At 60.8% G+C, this 26,471-nt stretch carries 19 protein-coding genes; 9 read left to right on the top strand and 10 right to left on the bottom strand.

Annotated features, from left to right (window positions below):
• Window positions 1-11: 11 nt before the first annotated feature.
• On the bottom strand, window positions 12-797 hold the full coding sequence (locus DSC91_RS32180; RefSeq protein WP_115782547.1) for a class II aldolase/adducin family protein: 786 nt from the start codon (window positions 795-797) through the stop codon (window positions 12-14).
• Between the two features lie 242 nt (window positions 798-1,039).
• Between DSC91_RS32180 and DSC91_RS32175 the strand changes: the two genes are divergently transcribed.
• The gene (locus DSC91_RS32175; RefSeq protein WP_115782546.1) at window positions 1,040-1,930 is read left to right on the top strand and encodes a LysR family transcriptional regulator; all 891 of its coding nucleotides are present in this window, start codon (window positions 1,040-1,042) and stop codon (window positions 1,928-1,930) included.
• Window positions 1,931-1,953: 23 nt separating this feature from the next.
• Here the strand turns inward: DSC91_RS32175 and DSC91_RS38575 are convergent, their stop codons facing one another.
• The 3 genes from DSC91_RS38575 to DSC91_RS32160 form a co-directional block, all read right to left on the bottom strand.
• Window positions 1,954-3,510 carry an amino acid ABC transporter permease/ATP-binding protein gene (locus tag DSC91_RS38575; protein ID WP_115782545.1) on the bottom strand — a complete coding sequence of 519 codons (1,557 nt, stop codon included), beginning with the start codon at window positions 3,508-3,510 and terminating at the stop codon, window positions 1,954-1,956.
• Window positions 3,511-3,554: 44 nt separating this feature from the next.
• On the bottom strand, window positions 3,555-4,373 hold the full coding sequence (locus DSC91_RS32165; protein WP_208645745.1) for a transporter substrate-binding domain-containing protein: 819 nt from the start codon (window positions 4,371-4,373) through the stop codon (window positions 3,555-3,557).
• 559 nt (window positions 4,374-4,932) lie between these two features.
• Complete coding sequence (locus DSC91_RS32160; RefSeq protein WP_115782543.1) at window positions 4,933-6,294, bottom strand: alkaline phosphatase family protein; 1,362 nt, start codon at window positions 6,292-6,294, stop codon at window positions 4,933-4,935.
• Between the two features lie 456 nt (window positions 6,295-6,750).
• Between DSC91_RS32160 and DSC91_RS32155 the strand changes: the two genes are divergently transcribed.
• Window positions 6,751-7,059 carry a hypothetical protein gene (locus DSC91_RS32155; RefSeq protein ID WP_115782542.1) on the top strand — a complete coding sequence of 103 codons (309 nt, stop codon included), beginning with the start codon at window positions 6,751-6,753 and terminating at the stop codon, window positions 7,057-7,059.
• Window positions 7,060-7,112: 53 nt separating this feature from the next.
• The gene (locus tag DSC91_RS32150) at window positions 7,113-7,361 is read left to right on the top strand and encodes a hypothetical protein (protein WP_115782541.1); all 249 of its coding nucleotides are present in this window, start codon (window positions 7,113-7,115) and stop codon (window positions 7,359-7,361) included.
• 234 nt (window positions 7,362-7,595) lie between these two features.
• Here DSC91_RS32150 and DSC91_RS32140 read toward each other — a convergent pair whose 3' ends face one another.
• The 3 genes from DSC91_RS32140 to DSC91_RS32130 form a co-directional block, all read right to left on the bottom strand.
• Window positions 7,596-9,032: a hypothetical protein gene (locus DSC91_RS32140; protein ID WP_115782540.1), complete on the bottom strand. Its 1,437-nt coding sequence runs from the start codon at window positions 9,030-9,032 to the stop codon at window positions 7,596-7,598.
• Window positions 9,033-9,167: 135 nt separating this feature from the next.
• Window positions 9,168-9,458 (bottom strand): hypothetical protein, encoded by a 291-nt coding sequence (locus tag DSC91_RS37720; RefSeq protein WP_162831488.1) that lies wholly within the window; start codon window positions 9,456-9,458, stop codon window positions 9,168-9,170.
• A 293-nt stretch (window positions 9,459-9,751) separates the two neighbouring features.
• Window positions 9,752-10,249, bottom strand: a complete 498-nt coding sequence (locus tag DSC91_RS32130; protein WP_162831487.1) for a hypothetical protein — start codon at window positions 10,247-10,249, stop codon at window positions 9,752-9,754.
• Between the two features lie 669 nt (window positions 10,250-10,918).
• On the opposite strand from DSC91_RS32130, the gene DSC91_RS32120 reads away from it, so the two are divergent.
• Together DSC91_RS32120 and DSC91_RS32115 are read left to right on the top strand one after the other, a co-directional pair.
• Window positions 10,919-11,614: a response regulator transcription factor gene (locus tag DSC91_RS32120; protein WP_115782536.1), complete on the top strand. Its 696-nt coding sequence runs from the start codon at window positions 10,919-10,921 to the stop codon at window positions 11,612-11,614.
• 376 nt (window positions 11,615-11,990) lie between these two features.
• Window positions 11,991-13,004, top strand: a complete 1,014-nt coding sequence (locus tag DSC91_RS32115) for a helix-turn-helix domain-containing protein (protein ID WP_115782535.1) — start codon at window positions 11,991-11,993, stop codon at window positions 13,002-13,004.
• A gap of 172 nt (window positions 13,005-13,176) precedes the next feature.
• On the opposite strand, the gene DSC91_RS32110 is transcribed toward DSC91_RS32115, so the two are convergent.
• On the bottom strand, window positions 13,177-13,449 hold the full coding sequence (locus DSC91_RS32110; RefSeq protein ID WP_115782534.1) for a hypothetical protein: 273 nt from the start codon (window positions 13,447-13,449) through the stop codon (window positions 13,177-13,179).
• 718 nt (window positions 13,450-14,167) lie between these two features.
• On the opposite strand from DSC91_RS32110, the gene DSC91_RS32105 reads away from it, so the two are divergent.
• From DSC91_RS32105 to DSC91_RS32090, 4 genes are all read left to right on the top strand, one after another.
• Window positions 14,168-15,004 (top strand): IclR family transcriptional regulator, encoded by an 837-nt coding sequence (locus DSC91_RS32105; protein ID WP_115782533.1) that lies wholly within the window; start codon window positions 14,168-14,170, stop codon window positions 15,002-15,004.
• Between the two features lie 375 nt (window positions 15,005-15,379).
• Window positions 15,380-16,816, top strand: a complete 1,437-nt coding sequence (locus DSC91_RS32100; protein ID WP_115782532.1) for an MdtA/MuxA family multidrug efflux RND transporter periplasmic adaptor subunit — start codon at window positions 15,380-15,382, stop codon at window positions 16,814-16,816.
• Window positions 16,817-16,834: 18 nt separating this feature from the next.
• Window positions 16,835-19,957, top strand: a complete 3,123-nt coding sequence (locus DSC91_RS32095) for an MdtB/MuxB family multidrug efflux RND transporter permease subunit (RefSeq protein WP_115782531.1) — start codon at window positions 16,835-16,837, stop codon at window positions 19,955-19,957.
• Window positions 19,958-19,960: 3 nt separating this feature from the next.
• On the top strand, window positions 19,961-23,275 hold the full coding sequence (locus DSC91_RS32090) for an efflux RND transporter permease subunit (protein ID WP_115782530.1): 3,315 nt from the start codon (window positions 19,961-19,963) through the stop codon (window positions 23,273-23,275).
• A gap of 880 nt (window positions 23,276-24,155) precedes the next feature.
• On the opposite strand, the gene DSC91_RS32085 is transcribed toward DSC91_RS32090, so the two are convergent.
• Window positions 24,156-24,719, bottom strand: coding sequence for a peroxiredoxin (locus DSC91_RS32085; protein ID WP_115782529.1), 564 nt, complete (start codon window positions 24,717-24,719; stop codon window positions 24,156-24,158).
• A gap of 137 nt (window positions 24,720-24,856) precedes the next feature.
• On the bottom strand, window positions 24,857-26,191 hold the full coding sequence (locus DSC91_RS32080; RefSeq protein ID WP_115782528.1) for an EAL and HDOD domain-containing protein: 1,335 nt from the start codon (window positions 26,189-26,191) through the stop codon (window positions 24,857-24,859).
• Between the last annotated feature and the right edge of the window lie 280 nt (window positions 26,192-26,471).

Below are 26,471 nucleotides of genomic sequence, written 5' to 3'. Positions count from 1 at the left end.
CTCGCATTCGGTCACACCCGATAATCCGGGCGAGAATCGTCGATCAGGCGCAACGCAGCGCTCCACGCCGTATCGACGATCCCGCTGGATGAATCCATTTCGAATTGCTGCGCGGTACGTTCGCATACGTCGGCATGGGGAACGACAAGGCATGCACCGCCGGCCATCGCCTGGACTTGCGCCTGGCAGGCTCGCTCGAGCATGTAGATTTCATGGAACGCTTCTGCGGCAGACTCGCCTGCCGCAAGCAAGCCGTGATTGCGCAGAATCATGGCTTTGCGCATGCCGAGATCGGCGACGAGACGCTCGCGTTCGCCGAGATCGAGCGCGATGCCTTCGTAGTCGTGGTAAGCGAGCCGCCCATAAAACTTGAGCGCGTGTTGACTGATCGGCAGGAGTCCGTCCCGTTGGGCAGACACAGCGATACCCGCGGCCGTATGGGTGTGGACGACAAAATGAAGATCCGGGCGCGCCGTATGAATGGCGGAGTGGATCGTGAATCCCGCCGCGTTCACTCGAAAATGCTGGGGACTCGCCGCTGCGCGCCGATCGGTGACGTTGCCTGCGTGGTCGATCCTGACCAGGTCCGACGCGCGCATTTCGTGAAACAGAACACCGTAGCGATTGATCAAAAAGGCCGGCGTTTCTCCTGGCAAGCGTGCCGAGATGTGCGTGTCTATCAGGTCCGTCATACGGAAGTGCGCGAGCAGACGGTACAGTGCCGCGAGGTCGTTTCGAATCTGCCGCTCGTGCGCATCCCAACTGACTTCTGGCGTATTGAATTGGATCGTGTGCATTTTCGCTTGACGTTGTCTTGATGGAATCGGCTGCACCAGGGCAATTTGCCGGCATCGCGCTATCACCTATATTCACGCAGCCTTCGAGAATGCATGATGCCGCGCAGGGAATTCACGACAAATTCCTCGCCTCAAATTTTTGGTTCAGGTATTTCTGAACAATCGGCGTCGCTTGCTTTCCGGTACGCGCGCCGCGCCAAGAGCAAGAACAAGAGCACTCAATCAACTGGATGGAGGTATGGGTGGTTTCAGTCACGCCGGACATGCGGCTGCTGCGCGTCTTTACCAGCGTCGTGCGTCATCAGGGCTTTGCCAGCGCGCAGCAGGAACTGAATCTGTCCACCTCCGCGATCAGCACTTACATGAGCCAGCTCGAAGAACTCGTCGGCGTCGTGCTGTGTCATCGAGGCCGGGGAGGCTTCAGCCTCACGCCGAAGGGCGCCGAATTTCATCTCGAAGCCCAGAGGCTGCTCGGAGAAGTCGAAGGGTTCGAGCGCTATGCGGTCGGACTGAAAGGCGAACTGCGAGGAAGCCTGAAAATCGGGGTGCTGGATGCGCTGGTAACCGATCGCGCGCTGTCGCTGGACGCCGCCATCGGTACGTTCGCGCGTGAACACCCGGCCGTTCATCTGAACCTGCATCTTCAAACGCCCTACGAGGTGCAGTTGAGCGTCTTGAGTAACCGGCTGGATGCGGCAATAGGCGCATTTCAGATCAGAATGAACGGCTTGCTCTATCGACCGCTATATCGCGAGCAACATTGGCTCTATTGCGGCGACCGGCATCCGCTCTTCGATAACAAACACATGACCGAGCAGGCCGTTGCGGAACACCGTCTGGTGGGACGGGCCTACTGGAGCCAGGCGGAACACGCCCGGCATGGGCTCAGGGCAACAGAGGCGACCGTGGACAGCATGGAGGGACAGTTGATCCTGATCCTGTCGGGGGCCTACATCGGGTTTCTGCCCGAACATTTTGCGCAGCGCTGGGTGGACGAAGGAAGGTTGCGGGCGCTCTCGCCCGCAACCTTCGGATTCCAGGCGCCGTTCACGTTCGTCCTGCGGCGGGGACGCTCGAAGGAACCGCTGGTTCAGAAGTTCTGCGACATACTCAGGCGTCAGATCGGCGCCTGACATCCGGCCGTACAGGCCTTGCGCTACACGGCTCCGGACACCATGCCTTCCTGGTTCACCGCAACGCGCGACTCGATGCCGATGAAGCGCCGCACACGTTCGGCGTCCGGACTGGCGAGTATCGTTTCCGGCGAGGCGCCGAATCGAACGACACCGCCTTCCATGAACACCACACGGTCGGAGATCGACATCGCGAAGTTCATTTCATGCGTGACGATCACCATCGTCATGCCTTCTTTCGCCAGATCCGAAATGACAGCCAGGACGTCGCCGACCAGTTCCGGATCGAGTGCGGACGTCGGCTCGTCGAACAGCATGACGTCCGGCTCCATGGCGAGCGCCCGCGCAATCGCTACACGCTGCTGCTGACCGCCGGAGAGCTGGTGCGGATACTTGTGCGCATGGGCCAGCATCCCGACCTTGTCCAGCAGCGCCATCGCCCGGCGGATGAGATCCCCTTTCGGCCCGCGACGATGGTAGCGAGGCGCCATCATGATGTTGTCGAGAATCGTGCGGTGCGGGAACAGATTGAAACTCTGAAACACCATCCCGATACGGTTTCTGCCGATTCGCACGCGGGCGCCGTCTGATCGCTCACCGGCCTCGATATACGACTCGCCGAACAAACCGATTTCACCGTTGTCGATCGCCTCGAGCGCATTGATCGTGCGTATCAGCGACGTCTTTCCCGATCCGGACGGTCCGATGATCGACACCACCTCGCCCACGCCGACATCGAGATCGATGCCTTTCAGCACCTCGTGGTTGCCGTAACGCTTATGGATGTTCTTCAGCCGCAGCGCGTTTCCTGCATTCGTGCCGAGCGATTTCGCCGGAGCCGGCTGAGTCGAAGCGAGGTCATGACGCAGCGACGCAAGCTCGACTTCCGGAATCGTACCTGCGCGACGACGCGTCAGATCGAGCCATCGCTCGGCGCGCTGCAGCATCCAGCCGAAGACCGTCACGATCATGACGTAGTAGATCGCGATCGCGAGCAGCGTTTCCAGCACCAGAAAGTTTTGCGCGTAGAGCCGCTGACCGACCAGCAGTAATTCCGTCAGCGAAATGACCGACACCAGTGAAGTCAGTTTGACGCAAGTGATGAACTCGTTGACGAGTGTCGGCAATGCAATACGGAAGGCTTGCGGAACGATCACGAGCCGTTGCAAGCCGATCGCCCGGATCCCCAGCGCGACGGCTGCCTCGTGTTGGCCGCGTGCCACCGACAACAGGCCGCCCCGATGAATTTCCGCCATGTATGCAGCTTCGGTCGCGACGAGCGAGATGAGACCGGCGACGAACGGATTCGAAAGAACCGCCCCGGTGGCCGGAAAGATCTGCGGCAGGTTGAAGACGAAGACAATCACGACCAGCAGCGGTACGCTGCGGAAAAACCAGATATACAGGTTCGCCGGCATGGTCAGCCACCGCTTGCCGGACAGTTTGGCCAGCGCCAGCGGAAAGCCGAGCACCATGCCTACGGTCCACGACAGCGCGCTGAGTTCGACGACCGTCAGGCTGGCCTGCCAGAAGGCAGGCAGCGAGAACAACGATAAAAAGTACGCAAAATCGAAGTGCATGAGGGTCTCACGTCACGTTAAGACGCACGATGGCGTGGCTGAAATCAGGACGATCTGGCGGGCGGCAGGAGGTTGTACTTCTTGAGAATCCGTCCGTACTCGCCATTCTGCTTAAGCTGATCCAGTGCTTTGTTCAGCGCGTCATAGAGCGTGGGGTCGTCCTTTCTGACGTAAATGCCGAGCGTTTGCGGCTCAATCAGTTCGGTCGACGTAACGACGACGCGCCCGGACGACTTGCCGGCCAGCATATGAGCGGCGACGGCAATCTCCATCTGTGCCTGCACGTTGTTCGACAGCAGCGCCTGGAGGGCTTCGGGAGCGGACGGGAACTCCTGGATGCCGATCTCCGCTTTGCCTTTCGCCTTGCAATATCCGTCCGAGACTTTGCGCAACGTCGGAGCCCACGATGCGCCCTGCTCGACTGCCACGCGCAAGCCGCAGAGGTCGGTCATCGTCCTGGGCTGCACGGTTCCGGACGCCGCGGCCAGAATTGCCGCGCCGGTCTGCGCATATGGGATCGCACGCGCCTGTGCGACCCGTTCGGGAGTCACGTACATGCCTGAGATGACCGCGTCGTAGTGCCTCGCGTTCAGGCCCAGAATCAGCCCGGAAAACCGCGTATCGACGAGGCTAGCGCTCGATCCGATCTGCTTTGCGAGCGCCCGGGCCAGCTCCGGATCCACGCCGACAATTTCGTTTCCGGCATACGATTCGAACGGCGGATAGCTGATCTCCATGCCAATCTTCAGTTGTCCGGGCGTCAGCGTTGCCGCTACGGTCTGGGCATGGGCTGTCACATGTGCGGCGGCAGCGGCAACCATGGCAAGCAAGAGGCGAGCTGCAATGCGTCGATTAACCATCATGATTTTCCTCTACTGGGTCAGGGCAAAAATTGCGAATGTTGAGTTGAGCGCCTTGGCTCGCGCCGCGCGCCAGTCTGCTCGACGTCGCGCTCGTCCATGGGCGCCGGGTGGCTGAAATGGTTTACGCGAAGCGCGTCCGACCCACGTCTGGCGAAGCGGCAATCAGGGGCGATGGGAGGGCACGCTACAGGTCACATCCCGCGCGCATCGGACGGGGGCAACGACAGGTAGTCCGGTTCACGCAGGCCGATACTGCATGCCCGTTCAAGCCGGAAAAATATGGGACATTAAACAGTTAGTTTTGAGATCTCTGAACTAACCTTGCTCGGGCATTGCCATGATGTCCGCGATGACCTGCTCTGCAGGGACGCCCGGTTTTTGCCCGGCTTTTGCCCGATTCGCGCGCTGCGTGTCTAACAACGCTTCGAGCCTGCCGCGAATCTTTTCGACGGCTTTCTTCGCTGCAGCCTTTTTTGGCAACAACGCTGTTTTTGCCAGCGGCCTTCGCCCTGGCATCAGATTTCTTCACGACGATGACGCGAATAAACTTCGCGCCAATTCACGCCCCACCCTTATACGTCGCAACAAAACTCGCAAGGTCGCCCCAGCTCGGCGAAGACAGCAACTCCGGATGATCCTGTTGAACCTTGAGCGCGACGCTACGAAAGGCTTGCGCGCACGCCGAGAGGCCGGTCGGTGGCGAGACGGGAGCCGATGCGGGCAAGTTGCCCGGTATGGGCACATTCAGCTTCGGTGCAGAGCCCGGCGTTCTCGTTTCGGAAAGAGCGGAGCTGAGCTTCGAAAGTTGTGTGCGGGCGCTGACCGGAGCAGAGTACGTGCTACCCGCGTTGAACTTATCCGCGAGAAGCTGAAGTATCGACGTATGGTCCAGGTCGCCGGAGAAGACGCCCCCCGGCGCGACATAGGGCGAGACCAGGAATGCGGGTACACGCAGCCCGGTAGTTTGAAACTGATAACCGGCAACGTCAGTCGAAATGTTGAGTGGGCTTACATGGTCGAAGAATCCCCCGTGCTCGTCGTAGGTGACAATCATCAGCGTCTCGTCCCATCGATCCGACGCGGAAATAGTTTGATAAATGTCGGCAAGGAACGCTTGCCCCGGGGCGACGCCGGTAGGTGAATGGTCGTCGTTCGGTACCCGGTGCGGCCCATCCGTGTATTCCGGCTCGATGAAAATGACTTGCGGCAAATTGCTACTGTTCGTCCAGTCCGCCTTGAAGCGCGAATACCGCCTGAACCTCCCTCCGTTGCCATCCAGCGGCAAGGCAAGCGAAGTGACTATCTCCGGCAACCACTTTGGCATCAAGCTGAAGAACGGGAAAAAGTCTCCCGACTGGTAGACACACCAACTTGCGCCGTGCGCGGTCAGCCAGTCGTATACCAGGGGCTGCTCGGGAAGAAAACCAGAAACGTTGTCGCTAATCGCGCTCTCTCCCGCCATGGCCATCAAGCGGTTTGCCTGGGTTCCCGTCGGAAGCGGCGCAAACCAGCTATCGCAGACGGTGAAATTTTTGGCGAAGAAATCGTAAACAGGCAAAGCACCGGCCGTGTAGTAGCCCATCACCATCGACAGGTCCGCTGGCGCCGGGTTTCGTGTCGCATAGCTCGCGACGAATCCCCCCAGTTCAGGACAGCCCCCATTCGCGCACGGCGTGTTTATTTGCAGCGAAATCGGCGTGCGGTCATGCGGCGGGTCGGGAATAAGTTGGGTCGACGGCGAAAGCGCATGGATGGCGTACGTATCGCCGCCGTAGAGGTTCGTGAAATTCTGCTGCCAGGTGGGGTCGGCCGAGAGGCCGTTGACGTCCTTCCCGTCGAGGCTCAGGTAGCCAAGAACGTGGTCGAAAGACCTGTTCTCCATCATGACTATGATGATGGTCTTGATGTTGTCAACGGACATGCTCCCTCCGATATAACGGCATCAGGGCGACGGCGTCGCCTGCAAATGTCCCAGCTCGAAGGAACCACCGGGCGCGCGGCACGGGAGGTCTACTGACACAAACCTGTTTCCTACCCCGGCCCTACCGCGCTAGCCGGGACCGGATAGGTCAAACGTTCGCTGCAGGGGGCTTGCGTTTCCGACGAGGCTCGAAACCAAAGGCTTGCTTCCGGCTAGAGGTTAAGGCTAGTTCACGTTACATGAGTGTTCAAGTTCAGTTGGGTGATAGCGTTGCCCCGTTCACCTGCCACATGGCACTGCGGCAGGTCCTGAAGGCGTACCGTCCACGCGGTACGCCTTCAGGAGTAACTCCATGTTACGAATCTCGCACAGCCGTTTCACATGTGTCCGACATCGCTCCTTACACTCCGAACCGTAGTCACTGACATTGCACCCAATGTGCGAGGAGTAGCGAAAATGAACAAGAAGATTCTTGGCGCAGCACTCGGTCTGGCAGTACTGGCGGTATCAACGGCAGCATCGGCGCACGTCGACGTCGCCATCGGATTGGGCATCCCCGGCGCCGTGTATGCGCCGGCCGAACCAGTGTACGCACCGCCGCCTCCCGTCGTGTATGCTCCAGCGCCTGTCGCCGTCGCGTACGGCGACGACGACTGGCGAGCCCGCGAATGGCGCGAACGTCGCGAGTGGCGTGAACGTGAATGGCGCCGCCAGGAATGGCGCGAGCACGAGTGGCGCGAGCGTCGTGATTGGCGCGGGTATTGAAATGACGACGGAAGGCGCCACATCCGGTCAATCCAACCTCTGAGTATCTTCGAATGAAAGCTAGCCCGATAAGAATCGCCCTGATTGCAACGACGCTGGCCTTTGCAACGGCAGGCACGGCAAACGCCGCAGGCTGCCTCAAGGGCGCGGTGGTCGGCGGGGTCGCCGGGCATTACGCGGGGCACCACGCTGTAGTGGGTGCGGTCGGCGGCTGCATGGTCGGCCGGCACCTTGCGAAGCAGCATGCACAACAGCAAGCTCAACAGCAGGCCGCGCAACGTCAGGTAGTGCAGGCGCAGTAAGACGTCGTCGGTTTGGGGTGCCCGGTGGAACCAGAAGAACGCTGGTACGCCGGGCACCTGACCACTGCGTTCAGGTCGTCAACTCAGTGCCAGGCTCGACTGTGGCCACCGGAGCGGGCACGGCTCTGCTCTGGTGCGGCGCTTTTTTTGCTGGCGTCTTCACGCCCACGGCCTTCTTCGCAATCACTTTCTTCACTGCAAAGAACAGCGGCTTTCCGCGCCTAACGCGCTCAACTATTGAGTCACGGTCACGTTGCGAATGCGCGAGAAGGTCAGTCCGTCCTTATCGATTTCAAATAGCCTGACCGAGATGCTGTAATCGTACAGGTAGGCTTCTCGAATCTGATACTTGCTAGCGCCCGTACTAGATACCGCCTGGCAACTGACATCCACCGCATCGCCCGTCAAATCCCGAAAGACTCTCGACGCGGGATATTTTCCATAGGTTTCGCATTGGTAATCGCGTACATCCTCAGTTGATGGCTGAGTTGCCGGTATGCGGAAGCTGCTGTTGGGCTGAGGAACAAAGTTGCTTTCGTTTGCCATTGAAAATTGCGAGGCCGGAAACACCTGTGGCGGCAAAATCCGAATCCCAGTCCCGACCTCCTGGCCCCTCAGTCCGGCGAAACCGAACTCTGTTTGGAAATGCCCCCAGACAATCTCTTTGTCAGCATCCGCCCGGCTTAAGAAAGTCGCAACCGCCCCGGAGTTGCGAAGGTTCCAGTATGTCTTGCGATACCTCCCGTCGAACTGCGGATGCGACGGGTTCTCCCATTCGCCCTCCACCACCGCGCTCCGAAAGCTCAACGGCCGCGAGCCGGCGGCCGGCAAACGGCTAGCAAGCTGCGTGGGCAACTTGTCCAGCCCGAACTCACTGTTAGCGTAGTGTTCCGCCGTCTGCAGGACATGCTGGCTCGCAGTCCCATGCCATGGAGACGACAGGAAATCCCAGGTTGCTACAGTCCTGACGGGTTCGGGCAACGCCAGCAATGACCGAAACATTGCAGATGCTGCGATGCACGCATGCTTGCCCTTCAAAATTGCGGGTATGTCTTGCATTTCGCTCGCAGTAATGTCCCGACTCTTGCGCAGCTCCGCCTCAGTCCGCATCTCTGCAGTACTGTCTGCATCGAGCGCCTGGGCAATCGAGTAGGACTCCCTGGGCGCATCGCCGTGCGCGCCCTTTTTTACCGCGGAATTCAGCAGTGTCAGCAACTCGCCAAGCTGTTTGGCAGACAGGGGGTTGGAACCAACCGGCGGCCCCTCTCCTCCGAACATCCGCTCGCACTGCTCCGGTTTTAATCCAGAGACGACGCCTAGAAACAATCGCAGTAGCGTTTCACGCTCGTGAGGCGACAGATTCGCGCCGAACCTGTTCGTTATGCCGTTGCGGGAGGAGTCGCCTGGTTGACCACTTGGTGGCGCCATGACTTTGCTCCAATCCGGGTCCGTCGCTATTTGCACGACCCATTTCCTGGCGACTTTTCCTGCCTCGCTGTTGGGCTCAAAGCCCAACTTACTCACTTGCGCGTCAAGCATCGCTTCGGGAGGCGCTGCTATTTGAGGCGCGGCAGGAGCAGACGTGTTTTGCTGCGCCCCATCGAGGGCAAGGGCCACCTGATTCGAGAGCAGGAGACAGCCTCCGGCGACCAAAAAGAGAATTCTTCTCATTGATGCGGCTTCAGTACGTTGAATTGTAGACAGACCTGGTATCAATAAAGCCAGGCGTAAGTACGAACCGCTGATGAAGCAGCGAGGGACCAGTCGAGAGTCAAGGTCACCGCTATCGTACGGACGCCCCGCCGCTCAGGTGCCGCACAGGTGTACCTTGTTCATCGTCACCGGCACCCGCACGATGTTGCCGTCGGATACTTGCAGTTCCTCGACCACAAGGTTCATGGGCTTCCTGGGCGCCACCACGACCTTCAGTTCATAGTCCTTGCCTGTCTGAGGCACGAACTCTCCGATTCCGTTTCCGCGATAGGTCACGTATTCGTTGCCGCCAAACCAGCTAACCCCGAAATCGAGAGGCGTTCCAGCCTTCACCAGAATCTCCTCGTACGAGTTCTTCGGAACACCCTCCAGGTCATTCGGCATGCCTAATTTCGATGTAGAAACGAGACTAAGGTCAATAATTGTGTGCTCGCCCTGGTTGATACTTGTGAGCGACCTGACGGCCCGGTCGGAGTACGCGTAACACTTCGAAGGGGCGAACTGAACGACGCTTAACGCTCCGTATCCCGCGAAACGGATTCTGAGTCGCGCGGTAGTGTCACCGGGCTGGAGGTTGATATCAGTCGTCAGCAAATGTGGGACGCACGCCGTCAGCAGCGATGCCGCGATAACGTTCGACAAAACGAGCCGGAAAACAGCAGATGTTTTTTGCAAGTTCATTTCAACAGGATGGAAATCTTGCCTTCGTAGGCATTAGGAAGCCCGTACATTGAGCCGTTCTCGGAATACGCCACGAGCCGGTCGGTGTTTGCTGAAGATGCGCCGAAGATGACAACGTAGGCGGCGTCCGTGGGAATGTCCGCGGTTGCGTCGTAATACTCTCCCTGCAGATACTTTGCTGCCCGTTTCATCGGTTCAAGTTTGCTATTTCCGACCTCGTGGAAGCTCGCATCGAGGAACAAGGCCCTAGGACGAAACACCGTGGCCATCGGCAGCCAACCCGAGCTCACGTACGTTTCAACCGTCATTGACTTAACCTTGACGTCAGGTAACTTGTAAGCGACAAATGTAGAGCGCCCTTCGGGAAAATCGAATGTCGGACTGCGTCCGATGCTGATTGAAATGCCGCTTACCTGGATCGAGTTCATCTGCTCGAAATGGACCTGTTGCCAGGCGCTGCAGCAATCTGCTGGCGCCGGCGGATCGAACGCCACCGGTGGTCGGGACGCGCATCCTGCAAACGCGATTAACGCGACAGTGCATATAACTCTTTTCAACATCGCCTTTGCCACCATTGGATACTGTCTCGCTCATTCGACATTGGCAATAACGGCACAAATCGTAACGAACTTGAATCAAGCATGACATTCCACTGACGTACGGGTGTTGGCTGTATTCGCGCCATCGAGATTTCACGACGGCCTACTGACACCAACGAATTGGTAGCTTAATGAGCCTGGTTCGTCGACGCGCTGCCTCGGATACGAAATACGACCTTCACAACACGCGCAATGAGAGCTGGTTCGACGAAAGCGCGGAAATCAGTCTTCACGAGTGGAAGACCTCTTTAGATATTGATGCTATTGACTGCCCGAAAGGGAGCACCCCAAGGCAGTTCCGGTTGGTGAGCGACTCGGCAATGTGCCAGTTCCCTGCCTCCGCCAGCCAGACGACGCCCTCAAAAATGCCCCAGAACTGAGACGCTCAAGCAATCCGTTAAAAAAGGCGCACCTATACTAGGTTCCGTCGGAGCGTCGGGGGATTGCTCCGACATTCACCTTTCGCCAATACATTCGTTACCTCACGGCGGTCCTTGTTACTAAGGATGATGCGTCATCGGACAAACCCGGTTTGTCCCCGCCAATTGGACAATGCCCGTCCATATGCAGACCACGAGCACCAATTCAGAATCGTTTGCCATCCAAGTCGCAATCGTCGAAAGCGATCCGACCTTTCTCGAGGCATTGAGCAAGGTCGTGCAGGCCGCGCCGGACATGCGATTGACGGGTGTCGCGGGTTCCCGTGCCGCAGGACTGGCGCTGCTGGATGGCGCTCCTGCGGACGTGCTGCTGATCGACCTGGGATTGCCCGACGGCTCGGGGATTGACGTGATCCGCGCGGGCGCCCGGAAATGGGCCGGTTGCAACATCATGGTCAGGACCAGTTTCGCCGACGAAACGCACGTCATGCGTTCGATCAAAGCCGGCGCAACCGGCTATCTGCTGAAGGACAGCCCGGTTGCGGGGATGGTCGAGGAAATCCGCAGCCTTGCAGGCGGCGGCAGTCCCATCAACCCGATCATCGCCCGGCAAATACTGATGCACTTCCGGCAAGACGGCACCCGCCGCGCCGCAGCCAGGGAGCGGGCCGCAGCTTCTTCGTCCCTGCTCTCGGTCCGCGAGAAGGAAGTGTTGGGCTTCATTACCAAGGGCCTGACAACGAAGGAAATCGCGAAGCTGTTGCAGTTGTCCCAATTCACGGTGCGAACCTTCGTACGGCGCATCTACAGCAAGCTCAAGGTCACGTCCAAGGCTGAAGCCATTTTTGAAGCAAGGACGCTGGGACTGGTGGCCGACTAGGGACGGTGTTTTCGAGCCGCCCGGCTCGATTGTCTGACACAGGCTCCGTTTGTGCGATGCAACTGCCGTCGCACGCTATTCACACGGATGCGCCGACACTGCGCACCACATTATGATGTTGGCGCCGCCACCCAGATTGCCGTAACAATATACGCAATGTCGCCTCGTTCGATTGCGACACATCCCTACATGATTTTCGGAAAATCCTTACAAAAAATTACCTTAAGTCGTTTTGTTTTTCGACCGTTAACACCGTGTAGGCTTTGTCACGCTGTAGTGAGCTATCGGCGCAGCAATCACTGCGACATCGCTGTCCGCCGTCTGTCGTTAGGGGACTGCATCGTTATCGTTGTATTTTGCTACCGGATCACTACTCATGCTCGAGAACGGCATCGCTTACAGCCGATTCGATGTTGCCGGACTGCCGCCAGAGCGGCAACTGCTGGCCTACTGTGAGCAGCTTGGCCATGTTATCGAGGTGGCGACGTCGCGTGAGCAGGTCCGGCAGCCCTTTATCTGCATCAACGATCGTTACGATATCGGCGAATTCCGTATGAGCGACACCTATACGGATCAGGTCGTGATCGAACGCACCATCGCTCGTATTTCGCGCGATAACGCACGCGGCATCGGTTTTACCATTTTCCTGGGGGGCGAAGCTCATTCGACCATGACGCTTGCCAGGAAGCGCGAGTCCACCGTATGTGCGGGCAGTGTCCTTGCCACCGATCTCGATCAACCCGTACGCGTACTGCGGCAGGCGTGCCGGTACATTACGCTTGTTGTACCCCCCAACTTGCTGCGGCAAGTGTTCTCGGACCCGGGAGCAATACACGGTCGCGCGCTCGACCCGAGCAAGCCTGGCACGCGGCTTATCGTCAAGCGTGCCAGAACGCTTGTCGAGAACTTCCGGTACATACCGTTCGAGGACGCTCATCGCAGGCTTGCCGACCTCGTTCAACTGATCGCGGCCGCCTTCGGGGAAGAGGCGGGGCTGAGCGGCAACAAACGAGCCGTCAGCCGCGCGCTCATGTTCGAATCCGTGCGAAGCTATGTTCGCGCCAACCTGCAAGAGTGCGAGTTATCACCTCAGAGCATAATTGAATCGTTGGGGCTCCCGCGCAGCACGATCTATCGGATGTTCGAACATGAAGGCGGGCTGGGTGCTTACATCCAGCATCTTCGTCTGCGCGCCGCCGCAGACGACCTCGTTCGAATTCCGAGGGGGCTGATCAAGGACATCGGCTATTCAGTCGGCTTCAAAACAGCGTCCCATTTTACGCACGCCTTTCAGAATGCCTATGGGATGACACCTCAGGAAATGCGCCTGAACGAGTTTGTCAATTTGGCGGCAACAAACCGAGAGCCGGCGAGAACCTGGGTATCCTGATCAAAGAACCGGCGTACTTCGTCCGCCGACACTGCTGCGATAGGTTCGAGCAGCGCCCGTTTCCGCTGAGTCCATCCTCGAAAAGCTACACCGACTTTGTTCGCGAATCAGCGGAACGGAACACTAGCGCCCACGCCATCAAAAACAAACACCGAATCAATGTCTTTCGCGGCTAGTCCTCAAACGGGTTGCCAGTGTCTTTCACTTCTGTATTGAGGTTGTATTCCGCACGCACGGCCTTGAGCACACCCTCGATGTCGCGCTCGAAGCCGATTGCGTTGCCGAAGTGAGTCATGTTCCAGTTGCAGCCTGTCTTGTCAGGCTCCTGCAACTGCGGCCGCGGCACACGAATCTTCACGCCGTCCTCGACGACTTCCTGCAGCCGGTGGATTCGCCGGTTGACCTCCTGCTGTAGCTGCGAGGCGTTGAGCGTCTTGCGTATCATCCAGGTCTCCTTCCGGTTGCTCAAGCCAGTCTAGCGCAAGTGAGGCGTTCCGCGGACTGGCGCTGACAGGCAAAGTGCCTGCCTACACGCGAGATGCCAGCCGAACATCACACAACTCAATACTGCGCCAACGCGCGCACCCATTGCACCTCCGAACAGGCACGATTGGATCAGCCGCATCCGCAATACGCACTGTCGCCGTTAGCGCCAACCTTACTGTCATTCCGACTTTGAAAACGGTTTGGTTCCAACTTTGTCGCGTTCCGTTAGGGCAAAAAAAAGGCGTCACGTTTCCGTGACGCCTTAAAAAGTTCTAGCCATTCCGAGGGCCGTGCTAGAACCTGAGAGACGGTATTCGAAAGTTGGACGGGCGCGCGATGTTGGACGCCGGACTCGAGACAGACACTGCGTGGACTGTTACGGGAGACTGTTAAAGGACTCGACCAGACACTCCGCAGACGCCGCTTGGTTCAGTATTTCAAAATACAGAATCTGAAACCGTCTTTCGAAATGAGGTTCCATTTTTTATGGTTATGCTGACTAAGTCAAGCAAAATATAAGCAAGCCTCATTCGTCTCGGCAAAATATTCCGATACAATGAATCTTCAGAAGAGAAACGGACTTTATGCCCCATTTTGGGGCCTCTATCGCATCTTTTCGAAACGGTTACTGGCAGGCAAGCGAACAGTAAACTGAAATGTAGTTCCAAAAAAACGACATGACCCAACCCACGTCCTCCCGAACTGCCGCAGGCCCAGCCAAAGACAAAGACGGCTCGGGCGACGAAGTCACCGCACTTGCACGTGGCCTGACCGTGTTGCGCTCGATCGCCGCAGCCGATGCGCCGCTCAGCAACCGCGAGTTGACCGAGCTGACCGGCATTCCGAAGCCCACCGTCTCGCGGATCACCGCCACGCTCGTCGGCGCAGGCTTCCTGTTCCGCTTGCCCGACAGCGAGCGATTCGTGCTGACCTCGTCGGTACTTGAGTTGAGCAACGGTTTTTTGCGCAACTTCGACATCCGGTCCCGGGCGCGCCCCTTCCTCATCGAACTCGCCGAACGCACTGCGTTGTCCGTGCATCTGGCCGTACGCGACCGCCTCGACATGGTGGTCATCGACGCGATCCGGCCACGTTCGGCGGTGCTGGTATCGCGCCTCGAAATCGGCTCGCGCATGAACCTCAGCCGCACCGCAGTCGGCCGCGCCTATCTGTCGGCGCTGACCGAACCGGAACGGGAAAAATTGCTGATCGGCCTGCAGGCCGCCGAAGGCGACGATTGGGGCCATGTCAGCAGCCGCCTGACAAGTGCATTACGGGAAACCGCGGAGCAAGGCTTCGCGATCGCCACGGGCGAATGGTACAACGGCCTGAACGCCATCGCCTCAGGATTCATCGGCCCCTCGGGCGAGCGCTATGCGGTCAATTGCGGCGGCTCCGCCGATCAGTGCCCGCGCGAGTGGCTGATATCGCGCGCAGCGCCGGCGCTGCTCGAATGCATCAACAAGATCGTTCTCGAGATCGGCGGCACACCCGGGCGCCGCCTGGATAACTAAAATGCGGGAGACGTTCGCCGACCGGCGGGCACCGCATTATCAACGGCTCTCTACTTATCCTGTAACCTTCGTAATCAAAAGAAAAATACACGGGTGGACTGTTACAGAGCCCGCGACGTAGGATCATGCAATCCCGTCGCGGACGCTCGCCCGGCTTGCCGCTATCGCCCTTCGATAACGCCCCGCCGACCTGTCATGATGGCGCATTGCGTTAACATCTTTGTCCCGCGCCTCGGGTAGCATCGCGCTGAACATTTGCGGCGCGTCCGCTGTCGAAACCGCCTGTCATGCCGCCTGCGTGCCGGTCCGCCAGATTGTCGAAGCGGCACAAGCGCACGAGCAGCTCACATCCAAGCCAGTCACCTGACCGAACCGATGGACGAACAACAAAAGCTTCCGGAAACCTCACGCCCTGCCGCTCCGGCTTCTCAACCCGGTTCGCAGCCGTCCGCTGCCGGAAAGCCCGCCGGCGGTCCCGCGAACACGCCGGTCGCAGCCCAAAGCCATCGCGGGCGCAACATCGCCCTGATCGTGGCGGCGCTGGTTATCCTCGGGATCGTGTTGTGGCGCTGGCATCCGTGGGGCGGGCCCGGCGGCGGCGCGAGCGCGGCTGCCGGCGCGAGTGGCGCGAGCGGCGGCCACGCGGGCCGCGGTGGTCCTGGCGGGCCCGGCGGCCTCGCCAACATGCCGCAGCCCGTTCACGTGGCAACCGCCAAACAGGGAGAGATGCCGGTCGTGCTGACCGCGCTCGGCACGGTCACGCCGCTCGCCAACGTCACCGTGCTGCCGCAGTTGAGCGGCGTGCTGCAAGACGTGTATTTCAAGGAAGGCCAGATGGTCAAAAAAGGCGACGTGCTCGCCCAGATCGACCCGCGCCCCTATCAGATCTCGCTGGAAAACGCGCAAGGCACCCTCGCGCGCGACCAGGCGCTGCTGCAAACCGCCCGCCTCGACCTGAAGCGCTATCAGACGCTGCTCTCGCAAGACTCGATCGCCAGCCAGCAGGTCGATACACAGGCCTCGCTCGTGCGGCAATATGAAGGCACGGTGAAGTCCGACCAGGCGAACATCGATACCTACAAGCTCGACCTCGTCTATGCGCGCATCACCGCGCCGGTGTCCGGGCGCGTGGGTTTGCGCCAGGTCGATCCGGGCAACTACGTGACGCCGAGCCTGACCAACGGCATCGTCGTGATTACGCAGTTGCAGCCGATCAGCGTGATCTTCACGACCTCCGAAGACAACCTGCAGCAGATCCTCCAGCAGACTCAAACGGGCGCGAAGCTCTCGGTCACCGCATACGACCGCAGCAACACCACGTCGCTCGAAGGCGGCTCGCTCGAAACCCTCGATAACCAGATCGACACCACCACCGGCACGGTCAAGCTGCGCGCGATCTTCCAGAACGAGAAGAACGTGCTGTTCCCGAATCAGTTCGTGAATACGCGCCTGCTCGTGGACACGATCGAGAACGCGGTGATCGTGCCGACGCCGGCCGTGCTGAACGGCTCGATGGGTCAGTTCGTGTACGTCGTGAAGCCGGACAACACGGTGACGGTGCGTCCGGTCAAGGTGGGCCCGGTCGACGGCGAACGCACCAGCATCAAGTCCGGCCTGCAGATCGGCGAGCGCGTCGTGATCGACGGTTCGGACCGGCTCAAGGAAGGCGCGAAGATCACGATTCCGGCCGACAAGCCGCGCGGCGCTTCGGGTGCGCGTGGAGCGAGCGGCGCGGCGGCTGCATCGGGCGCATCGGGCGCATCCGGCGCCCGCGAGCATCACGGCAAACACGCGGCGCAAGCCTCGCAATAAAGGCATCGCAACTACCGCATGAATCCATCCCGCGCCTTTATTCTGCGCCCCGTCGGCACCGCGCTGCTGATGGCGGCGATCATGCTGGTCGGTCTCGTCGCGCTGCGCTTTCTGCCGCTCTCCGCGCTGCCCGAGGTCGACTATCCGACGATCCAGGTGCAGACCTTCTATCCGGGCGCGAGCCCGGACGTGATGACCTCGTCGGTCACCGCGCCGCTCGAACGCCAGTTCGGGCAGATGCCGTCGTTGAATCAGATGTCGTCGCAAAGCTCGGCCGGCTCGTCGATCATCACGCTGCAGTTCAGCCTCGATCTGCCGCTCGACATTGCCGAGCAGGAAGTCCAGGCGGCGATCAACGCCGCGGGCAACCTGCTGCCCTCCGACCTGCCCGCGCCGCCGATCTACGCCAAGGTCAATCCGGCCGACGCGCCGATCATCACACTCGCGATCACCTCGAAGACGATGCCGCTGACCCAGGTGCAAGACCTGGCCGACACCCGTCTCGCGCAAAAGATTTCGCAGGTGGCGGGGGTGGGTCTCGTGAGCCTGTCCGGCGGACAACGCCCGGCCGTGCGGATTCAGGCGAACCCGCGCGCGCTCGCCGCGTACGGTCTGAATCTGGACGACTTGCGCACCACGATTTCGAACCTGAACGTCAACACGCCGAAGGGTAACTTCGACGGCCCGACGCGCAACTACACGATCAACGCCAACGATCAGCTGACCGACGCCGACGCCTACAAGAGCGCCGTGGTCGCATACAAGAGCGGCCGCCCGGTCATGCTGACGGACGTCGCCACGATCGTGCAGGGTGCGGAGAACACCAAGCTCGGCGCATGGGTCAACAACACGACGGCGATCATCCTGAACGTGCAGCGCCAGCCGGGCGCGAACGTGATCCAGGTGGTCGACAGCATCAAGACGCTGCTGCCGCAATTGCAGCAGTCGCTGCCCGCCGCGCTCAACGTGGAGATCGTCACCGACCGCACCACCACGATCCGCGCTTCCGTGCGCGACGTGCAGTTCGAATTGCTGATGTCGGTCGTGCTGGTGGTGCTGGTGATGTACCTGTTCCTCGCCAACATCTACGCGACCATCATTCCGAGTCTGTCGGTGCCGCTCTCGCTGATCGGCACGCTCGCGGTGATGTACCTGTGCGGCTTCTCGCTGGATAACCTGTCGCTGATGGCTTTGACCATCGCGACCGGCTTCGTGGTCGACGATGCGATCGTGATGATCGAGAATATCGCGCGCTATGTCGAAGAAGGCGAATCGCCGCTGGAAGCCGCGCTGAAGGGCTCGAAACAGATCGGCTTCACGATCATCTCGCTGACGGTTTCGCTGATCGCGGTGCTGATTCCGCTGCTCTTCATGGGCGACGTGGTCGGACGCCTGTTCCACGAATTCGCGATCACGCTGGCTGTGACGATCGTGATCTCGGCGATCGTCTCGCTCACGCTCGTGCCGATGATGTGCGCAAAGCTGCTGCGCCACACGCCGCCGCCTGAAAGCCACCGTTTCGAGGCAAAGGCCCACCAGTTTATCGACTGGGTGATCGCCCGCTACGCGGTCGCGCTCACCTGGGTGCTGAACCGGCAACGCTCCACGCTGTTCGTCGCGGTGCTTACGCTGGTGCTGACCGGCGTGCTCTACGTGTTCATTCCGAAAGGCTTCTTCCCGGTGCAGGATACCGGCGTAATCCAGGCGATCACGCAGGCGCCCCAGTCGGTGTCGTATGCGTCGATGGCCGAGCGTCAACAGGAACTCGCCGCACAGATCCTGAAGAACCCGGATGTGGAAAGCCTCACCTCCTTCATCGGCGTGGACGGCAGCAACATCACGCTGAACAGCGGCCGCATGCTGATCAACCTAAAGCCGCGCGACGATCGCAGCAACACCGCGAGCGAAGTGATCCGCCAGTTGCAGCAGGACGTCGCGCATATTCCGGGCGCCTCGCTGTACATGCAGCCGGTGCAGGATCTGACGATCGACTCCACCGTCAGCCCGACGCAGTACCAGTTCATGCTGACCGACCCGAATATCGGCGAATTCACCACGTGGGTGCCGAAGCTGGTCGACCGGCTGAAGCAGTCGCCGGAACTGGCGGACGTGGCGACCGACCTGCAGGACAACGGCCAGTCGGTCTACATCGAAATCGACCGCGCCACGGCGTCGCGTTACGGCATCACGCCGGCTACCGTGGACAGCGCGCTGTATGACGCATTCGGCCAGCGCATCATCTCGACCATCTTCACGCAATCGAACCAGTACCGCGTGATCCTGGAAGCGCAGCCGCAGATGCAGCACTACACCGAGTCGCTGAACTCGATCTACCTGCCCTCTTCCACGTCGTCGGGCGGCCAGGTGCCGCTGTCGGCGATCGCGAGGTTCATCGAGAAACCCGCGCCGCTGCTCGTCACGCACCTGAGCCAGTTCCCGGCCACCACCGTTTCGTTCAACCTCGCACCCGGCTCGTCGCTCGGCGCAGCAGTGAAAGCGATCGCGCAGGCGGAGAAGGACATCGGGCTGCCGGCGTCGTTCCAGACGCGCTTCCAGGGCGCGGCGCTGGCGTTCCAGGCGTCGCTGTCGAACGAACTGTTCCTGATCCTCGCGGCGATCGTCACGATGTACATCGTGCTCGGCGTGCTGTACGAGAGCTTCATTCACCCGATCACGATTCTGTCGACGCTGCCGTCGGCCGGTGTAGGCGCCCTGCTCGCCCTGCTGATCACGGGGCACGATCTCGACATCATCGGCATCATTGGTATCGTGCTCCTGATCGGTATCGTGAAGAAGAACGCCATCATGATGATCGACTTCGCGCTCTACGCCGAGCGCGAGGAAGGCAAGCCGCCGCGCGAAGCGATCTATCAGGCGTGTCTGCTGCGCTTCCGGCCGATCCTGATGACCACGCTCGCCGCCCTGCTCGGCGCGCTGCCGCTGATGCTCGGCACCGGCGCCGGCTCGGAGTTGCGCCGCCCGCTCGGTATCGCGATTGCCGGCGGGTTGATCGTCAGCCAGCTGCTCACGCTGTTTACGACGCCGGTGATCTATCTCGGCTTCGACGCACTCGCCCGCCGCGTGCGTGAGCGCTTCAATCGCGGCAAACCTGTGCCGCCCGCCACCGATGCAGGGACCTGAGCGATGAACCTGTCGCGTCCGTTTATTTCCCGCCCGGTCGCCACCACGCTGCTGGCGATCGGCATCGCGCTGTCCGGTATTTTCGCGTTCACCAAGCTGCCGGTCGCGCCGCTGCCGCAGGTCGACTTCCCAACCATTTCGGTGCAGGCGACGCTGCCGGGCGCCAGCCCGGACACGGTCGCGACCAGCGTCGCGAGTCCGCTCGAACGGCATCTCGGCTCGATCGCCGACGTCACCGAAATGACCTCGCAGAGTTCGGTCGGCTCGACGCGCATTACGCTGCAGTTCGGCCTGAACCGCGACATCGACGGCGCGGCGCGCGACGTGCAAGCGGCCATCAACGCCGCGCGCGCCGATCTGCCGGCGAGCTTGCGCAGCAACCCGACGTACCACAAGGTCAATCCGGCCGACGCGCCGATCCTGATTCTCGCGCTCACCTCGAAGACGCTGACCGCCGGCCAGCTGTACGACTCGGCGGCCACCGTGTTGCAGCAGTCGCTCTCCCAGGTGGACGGCGTCGGCGAAGTGGACGTGAGCGGCTCGGCTAATCCGGCCGTGCGCGTCGAACTGGAACCGAATGCCCTGTCCCACTACGGCATCGGGCTCGAAGACGTGCGCGCGGCGCTCGCCGCGGCCAACGCGAACAGCCCGAAAGGCTCGATCGAATTCGGCCCGAACCGCGTGCAGATCTATACCAACGACCAGGCGAGCAAGGCGTCGCAGTATAAGGATCTGGTCATCGCGTACCGCAATGGCGCGGCGGTGAAGCTGTCCGACGTGTCCGAAGTGGTCGATTCGGTCGAGGATCTGCGCAACCTGGGCCTCTTCAACGGCAAGCGTTCGGTGTTGGTGATCCTGTACCGCCAGCCCGGCGCGAACATCATCGACACCATCGACCGCGTGATGGGCATGCTGCCGCAACTGCACGCGTCGCTGCCCGCCGACGTCGACATCGCGCCGGCCGCGGACCGCTCCACGACGATCCGCGCATCGCTGAAAGACACCGAGCGCACGCTGATGATCGCGGTGGCGCTGGTGGTGATGGTGGTGTTCCTGTTCCTGCGCAACTGGCGCGCCACGCTGATTCCGAGCGTGGCCGTGCCGATCTCGATCATCGGCACGTTCGGCGCGATGTACCTGCTGGGCTTTTCGATCGACAACCTCTCGCTGATGGCGTTGACGATCGCAACCGGCTTCGTGGTCGACGATGCGATCGTGGTGCTGGAAAACATCTCGCGGCACATAGAAAACGGCGTGCCGCGCATGAAGGCGGCCTTCCTCGGCGCGCGCGAAGTCGGCTTCACGGTGCTGTCGATCAGTATCTCGCTGGTCGCCGTGTTCCTGCCGATTCTGCTGATGGGCGGCATTGTCGGGCGGCTGTTCCGCGAGTTCGCGCTGACGCTGTCGCTCGCGATCGGCGTGTCGCTGATCGTCTCGCTCACCTTGACGCCGATGATGTGTTCGCGCCTCCTGCGCGAGCCGCATGAGAAACAGGAAGAAGGACGTTTCGGCCTCTGGCTCGAACGCGGCTTCACCTCGATGCATCGCGGTTATGAGCGCACCCTTGGCTGGGCGCTGCGGCATCCGCGCCTGATCGTGATGATTCTGCTGGCGACGATTGGACTGAACGTCTGGCTGTACATCATCGTGCCGAAGGGCTTCTTTCCGCAACAGGACACGGGCCGGATGATCGGCGGCATCCAGGCCGACCAGAGCACCTCGTTCCAGGCGATGAAGGGCAAGTTCGCGGAAATGATGGAGATCGTCGGCAAGAATCCCGCGGTGGACAGCGTGGCCGGGTTCACCGGCGGCCGCCAGACCAATTCGGGCTTCATGTTCGTCTCGCTGAAACCGAAGAGCCAGCGCAAGCTGTCCGCCGACCAGGTGATCCAGCAGCTGCGCGCCCCGCTCGGCGACGTGGCGGGCGCGCGAACGTTCCTGCAAGCGGTGCAGGACATTCGCGTAGGCGGCCGGCAATCGAACGCGCAGTATCAGTTCACGCTGCTGGCCGATTCGACGCCTGATCTGTATCTGTGGGGACCGAAGCTCACCGAGGCGCTGCAGGCGCGTCCCGAACTCGCCGACGTGAATTCCGACCAGCAGCAAGGCGGCCTCGAGGCGATGGTGACGATCGACCGCGCAACCGCCTCGCGCCTCGGCATCAAGCCCGCGCAGATCGACAACACCTTGTACGACGCGTTTGGCCAGCGCCAGGTCTCGACCATCTACAACCCGCTGAACCAGTATCACGTTGTGATGGAAGTGGCGCCGAAGTACTGGCAGAGCCCGGACATGCTGAAGCAGATTTACGTCAGCACCTCGGGCGGCAGCGCGAGCGGCGCGCAGACCACCAACGCGCCGGCCGGCACGGTGACCGCGCAGACCACGTCGACGGCCAGCACGAGCGCGACGACTGGCGGCACGGCGGGTACGACCGCGTCGAGCGTGGCGAGCATCGCTGCTGATTCCGCGCGCAACCAGGCGATCAATTCGATTGCGGCGAGCGGCAAATCGAGTGCTTCGTCGGGCGCGGCCGTGTCGACGTCGAAGGAAACGATGGTGCCGCTGTCGGCGATCGCGAGCTTCGGGCCGGGGAATACGCCGTTGTCGGTGAATCACCAGAGCCAGTTCGTGGCCTCGACGATTTCGTTCAATTTGCCGCCCGGCGTGTCGTTATCGACGGCGACGCAGGCCATCTACGACACGATGGCGCAGATCGGCATGCCGGGGACGATCCACGGCAGCTTCCAGGGGACGGCCCAGGCGTTCCAGCAGTCGATGTCCGATCAGCCGATCCTGATTCTGGCCGCGTTGGCGGCGGTGTATATCGTGCTGGGGATGTTGTATGAGAGCTATATCCATCCGCTGACGATTCTGTCGACCCTGCCCTCCGCGGGCGTGGGCGCGTTGCTGGCTTTGCTGCTGTTCAGGACTGAGTTCAGCATCATTGCGCTGATCGGGGTGATCTTGCTGATCGGCATCGTGAAGAAGAACGCGATCATGATGGTGGACTTTGCGATTGAGGCTTCCCGGCAGGGGCTGTCGTCGCGGGATGCGATTTTTCAGGCTTGTCTGCTGCGGTTCCGGCCGATCATGATGACGACTTGCGCGGCTCTTCTTGGGGCGTTGCCGTTGGCCTTTGGAAGCGGAGAAGGGGCGGAGCTTCGGGCTCCGTTAGGGATTGCTATTGTGGGTGGGTTGATTGTTAGCCAGATGCTGACGCTGTATACCACTCCCGTGGTGTATCTGTATATGGATCGGATTCGGGTGCGGTGGGAGTCGAGGAAGGGGCGTAGCGCGGGGGTCGCGCCTTCTTGAGGTTTTTTTGTCTGCGACGCTTTTTGTTTGTTTGCCTGCGGCGATGGGGTTTTCTTGATCTGGTTGCCTTTTTTGTGGTCTTTGTCTGTGCTTCCTGGTTTGGTGCCTTTCCTTGAATTGCTAATGGTCTATTAGCGTTCGCCCCTGTGCGGGGCAGGCACCTACTTTCTTTGCCGCCGCAAAGAAAGTAGGCAAAGAAAGCGGCTCAAACCGCTAATGCTAAGCGGGCACCGTGGTCTGCAACGGGTAGTGGTGCATCTGGAATCCGTGCCCTCGCACCTTCATGCGCCAGTGACAAAGGACTCATCAGCTCCCACTCCGCACTGCGTGCGTCGCGGACGGGTCTGCATGGGAAACCAGGGGCTTCGGTTCAAGTCAGTGGGGCCATCGGCTTCGCCTCGGCGACGCACCAAAGCGACAGAGGCGAAACACCACGCCACTGCGCCGAAGGAGGCGTGAGCGCTAAAACGCAGCGATCGGTTTTCGGAAGTACGCTTCGGCGCGCGCAGCGCCGCCGGAAGTATGACGCCCTTGTCACTAGCACAAGCAGGGGCACGAACACAGATTCCAGATGCACCACTACCCAATGCGAGCTGCGGGACCCGCTTAGCAGGATCGGTGTGAGCCGCTTTCTCTTGCTTACTTCTCTTTGCGGCGGCAAAGAGAAGTAAGTGCCTGCCCCGCACAGGGGCGAACGCTAATAGACCACTAGCAATTCAAGGAAAGCCCAACGCCGTAAGCGCACAGCCAAAGACTACAAAACAGACAACCAGATCAAGAAAAAACCATCGCCGAAGGCAAACACACAACCAGAAAAAACCCCGCCGCAGGCAACCAAAAACCCACTGCGAAAAATGCGCCGCGGCGCGCATCCCACGCTCTACGGCTGCTTATGCGCCGCCGCCCAATCCTTCACGGCCTTCAGCGTGTTCTCGACATGCTTCTCCGGCGAGAGACTCGTGTACTCGTAAATGATCTTGCCGTCCGGCGCAATCACATACGACACACGATTGGCCATCGAACTATGCATCGGCATGCCGGCATCATAGGCGCCGATCACCTTCGAGTCGGCATCGGCCGCCACCGGGAATTTGCTGCGGCATTCGCTCACCGAAAACTTCGTCAACGTGTCGATGTTGTCGTGCGATACGCCAATCACCGTCGCACCATATTTCTTGTACTCGTCAACCGCTTCGGCAAACTCGTGGGCTTCGATCGTGCAACCTTTCGTGAAGGCAGCCGGGTAGAAGTACAGCACCACCGGCCCTTTCTTCAGCTCGTCGGCAAGCGAATACGTGTAGGTCTTGCCGCCCAGCGAAGCCTCGGTGGTAAACGGCGGTGCGGCCTCGCCCGGTTTGAGCGTGGCTGAAGCCGTCAGCGAATGCATCGCGAATCCCACCGACAGGACGGCGGCCAGCGCCGCCGGTATGAGTTTTCTCTTCATCTGCAGTCCCTCGAAACGTTAGCGCACGCGGTTCGCGCAATCAGCGGAAGCGCGGCATTCAGCGGAACGCCGCCAACCGCCACACGCTATTGGACCACGTACAGACAGGGTTCGTCAGAACCCGCTCAAAGGATGCATCAGGCGGCTTCTTCGACATGCGCGCCGAACCACGCCGCAGCGGACAGGTTCAGCTCCGCCAGCACCTCCGGCGTCAGCGCCACGAAGCCGGGCGGCGCATCGGGCCCGGCTGCGATCGAGGCGGCCTCGGCGCCCTCGCCAGCCGCTTCGGCAATCCTCAGCAAGGTGCCGAGCTCGCCGCTCTTCGTGACGATCGCTTCGCGAATCTGCGGGGCAAGGCCGAGTTTCTCGAGGACAGCCGCCGGCGTGCTGCCGAGCACCACATGGACGAGAGAAAATATTCCGGTCATGAAAGCGGCATCGGCAAAGTCGTCATCGGACGGGCGCAGCCAGCCAGCGGCCAATTCCATGAAGCGCGAGCGCGTGCCGGCCAGCTGCACCAGCGGATCGGCACGCCACGGCAGATCGCCGCTGTCCGCGTACAACAGCAGTTGCGCCCAGCGCGCAATCTGCCGCGTGCCGGTGGCGATGATCGCCTCGCGCAGCGAAGCGATATTGCGCCCCAGACCGAAGGCGCTCGAATTGACGAGGCGCAGCAGTTGCACCACCACGCTCGGGTTTAGCTTGAGCTCCGCTTCGAGCTCCACAATGCCTGCGTCGCGCGACAACAACGCCAGCAAACGCAGCAGACCGGGGCGTGGCGAGCGATTGCGCGGCGCGGCCAACACCTGCGGCCGCGCAAAGAAGTATCCCTGGAACAGATCGAAGCCGAGGTCGCGCGCGAGCATAAAGTCTTCGCGCGTCTCGACCTTCTCCGCAATCAGTGTCTTGCCGTGGCTGCGCACCATCGACGCCAGCTTGGCAAGCACGGACCGCTCGGTCAGCAGGAAGTCGATCTTGACGATGTCGGCGTGCGGCAGCGCGGCGAGCAGCTCGTCCGATAATTCGCTGACGTCGTCGAGCGCCACCTGGAAGCCGGCGCGGCGCAACTCGGTCAGCCGGCGGGCCAGATGCGCATCGAACTTGACGGTTTCGAGGATCTCGAGCACGAAGCGCTCGGGCGGCATCAGATGGACGATGTCGTTAAACAGCAGCGCGCGGTCGATATTGACGAAGCCGCGGTGCTGGCCCAGTACGGCCGCCACGCCGATCCCGCCCATCGCGCGCGCCACCACCTGCGCCGTCGCCTGGGCGTCGTCGGTGACCTCGGCATAGTTATGCGCGCTGGATCGAAACAATAACTCGTAAGCATTGAGCGCGCCGTCGCGATCGAGAATCGGCTGGCGGCCCAGATAGACGAACTGTGCCGCGGACGCCGGGTCTGCGTCGTCGGCACATTGCTCAAGCACCTCGACGTGCCGGGCGGTGGCCCTGACAAAGTGACGTTCAGACATGGATCATCGGTGCAAGTGTTCGGAAAGCTACGCAGCGACGTCATCGCCGGCACTGCACAGCAGGATTGACGTATTAACGGATACGAAGCCATTGCACTTTAACTGAATCGCCCTCGCGACGTCGCGGGGCCACACCGCCACTTCCTTACCATTTGTTTTTCGCGGCAGGCGCTAAAGATTTCCCGCCGCGGGTCGTTATCTTGTTCTGATGGGGCGGCCTGATACCTCTCAACCGCCCGGACACGGCGGGCAGTAAGCCGCCCCGCCTGCAGACGAACAC

It is taken from the genome of Paraburkholderia caffeinilytica, assembly GCF_003368325.1.
Classification (GTDB): Bacteria; Pseudomonadota; Gammaproteobacteria; order Burkholderiales; family Burkholderiaceae; genus Paraburkholderia; species Paraburkholderia caffeinilytica.
This window is presented reverse-complemented; position numbering and strand designations above follow the sequence as displayed.

Coding starts and splice junctions, on each gene's coding strand:
- DSC91_RS32180 (WP_115782547.1), bottom strand. CDS start 797: ATGCACACGATCCAATTCAATACGCCAGAAGTCAGTTGGGATGCGCAC.
- DSC91_RS38575 (WP_115782545.1), bottom strand. CDS start 3,510: ATGCACTTCGATTTTGCGTACTTTTTATCGTTGTTCTCGCTGCCTGCC.
- DSC91_RS32165 (WP_208645745.1), bottom strand. CDS start 4,373: ATGATGGTTAATCGACGCATTGCAGCTCGCCTCTTGCTTGCCATGGTT.
- DSC91_RS32160 (WP_115782543.1), bottom strand. CDS start 6,294: ATGTCCGTTGACAACATCAAGACCATCATCATAGTCATGATGGAGAAC.
- DSC91_RS32155 (WP_115782542.1), top strand. CDS start 6,751: ATGAACAAGAAGATTCTTGGCGCAGCACTCGGTCTGGCAGTACTGGCG.
- DSC91_RS32150 (WP_115782541.1), top strand. CDS start 7,113: ATGAAAGCTAGCCCGATAAGAATCGCCCTGATTGCAACGACGCTGGCC.
- DSC91_RS32140 (WP_115782540.1), bottom strand. CDS start 9,032: ATGAGAAGAATTCTCTTTTTGGTCGCCGGAGGCTGTCTCCTGCTCTCG.
- DSC91_RS37720 (WP_162831488.1), bottom strand. CDS start 9,458: ATGCCGAATGACCTGGAGGGTGTTCCGAAGAACTCGTACGAGGAGATT.
- DSC91_RS32120 (WP_115782536.1), top strand. CDS start 10,919: ATGCAGACCACGAGCACCAATTCAGAATCGTTTGCCATCCAAGTCGCA.
- DSC91_RS32115 (WP_115782535.1), top strand. CDS start 11,991: ATGCTCGAGAACGGCATCGCTTACAGCCGATTCGATGTTGCCGGACTG.
- DSC91_RS32110 (WP_115782534.1), bottom strand. CDS start 13,449: ATGATACGCAAGACGCTCAACGCCTCGCAGCTACAGCAGGAGGTCAAC.
- DSC91_RS32105 (WP_115782533.1), top strand. CDS start 14,168: ATGACCCAACCCACGTCCTCCCGAACTGCCGCAGGCCCAGCCAAAGAC.
- DSC91_RS32100 (WP_115782532.1), top strand. CDS start 15,380: ATGGACGAACAACAAAAGCTTCCGGAAACCTCACGCCCTGCCGCTCCG.
- DSC91_RS32095 (WP_115782531.1), top strand. CDS start 16,835: ATGAATCCATCCCGCGCCTTTATTCTGCGCCCCGTCGGCACCGCGCTG.
- DSC91_RS32090 (WP_115782530.1), top strand. CDS start 19,961: ATGAACCTGTCGCGTCCGTTTATTTCCCGCCCGGTCGCCACCACGCTG.
- DSC91_RS32085 (WP_115782529.1), bottom strand. CDS start 24,719: ATGAAGAGAAAACTCATACCGGCGGCGCTGGCCGCCGTCCTGTCGGTG.
- DSC91_RS32080 (WP_115782528.1), bottom strand. CDS start 26,191: ATGTCTGAACGTCACTTTGTCAGGGCCACCGCCCGGCACGTCGAGGTG.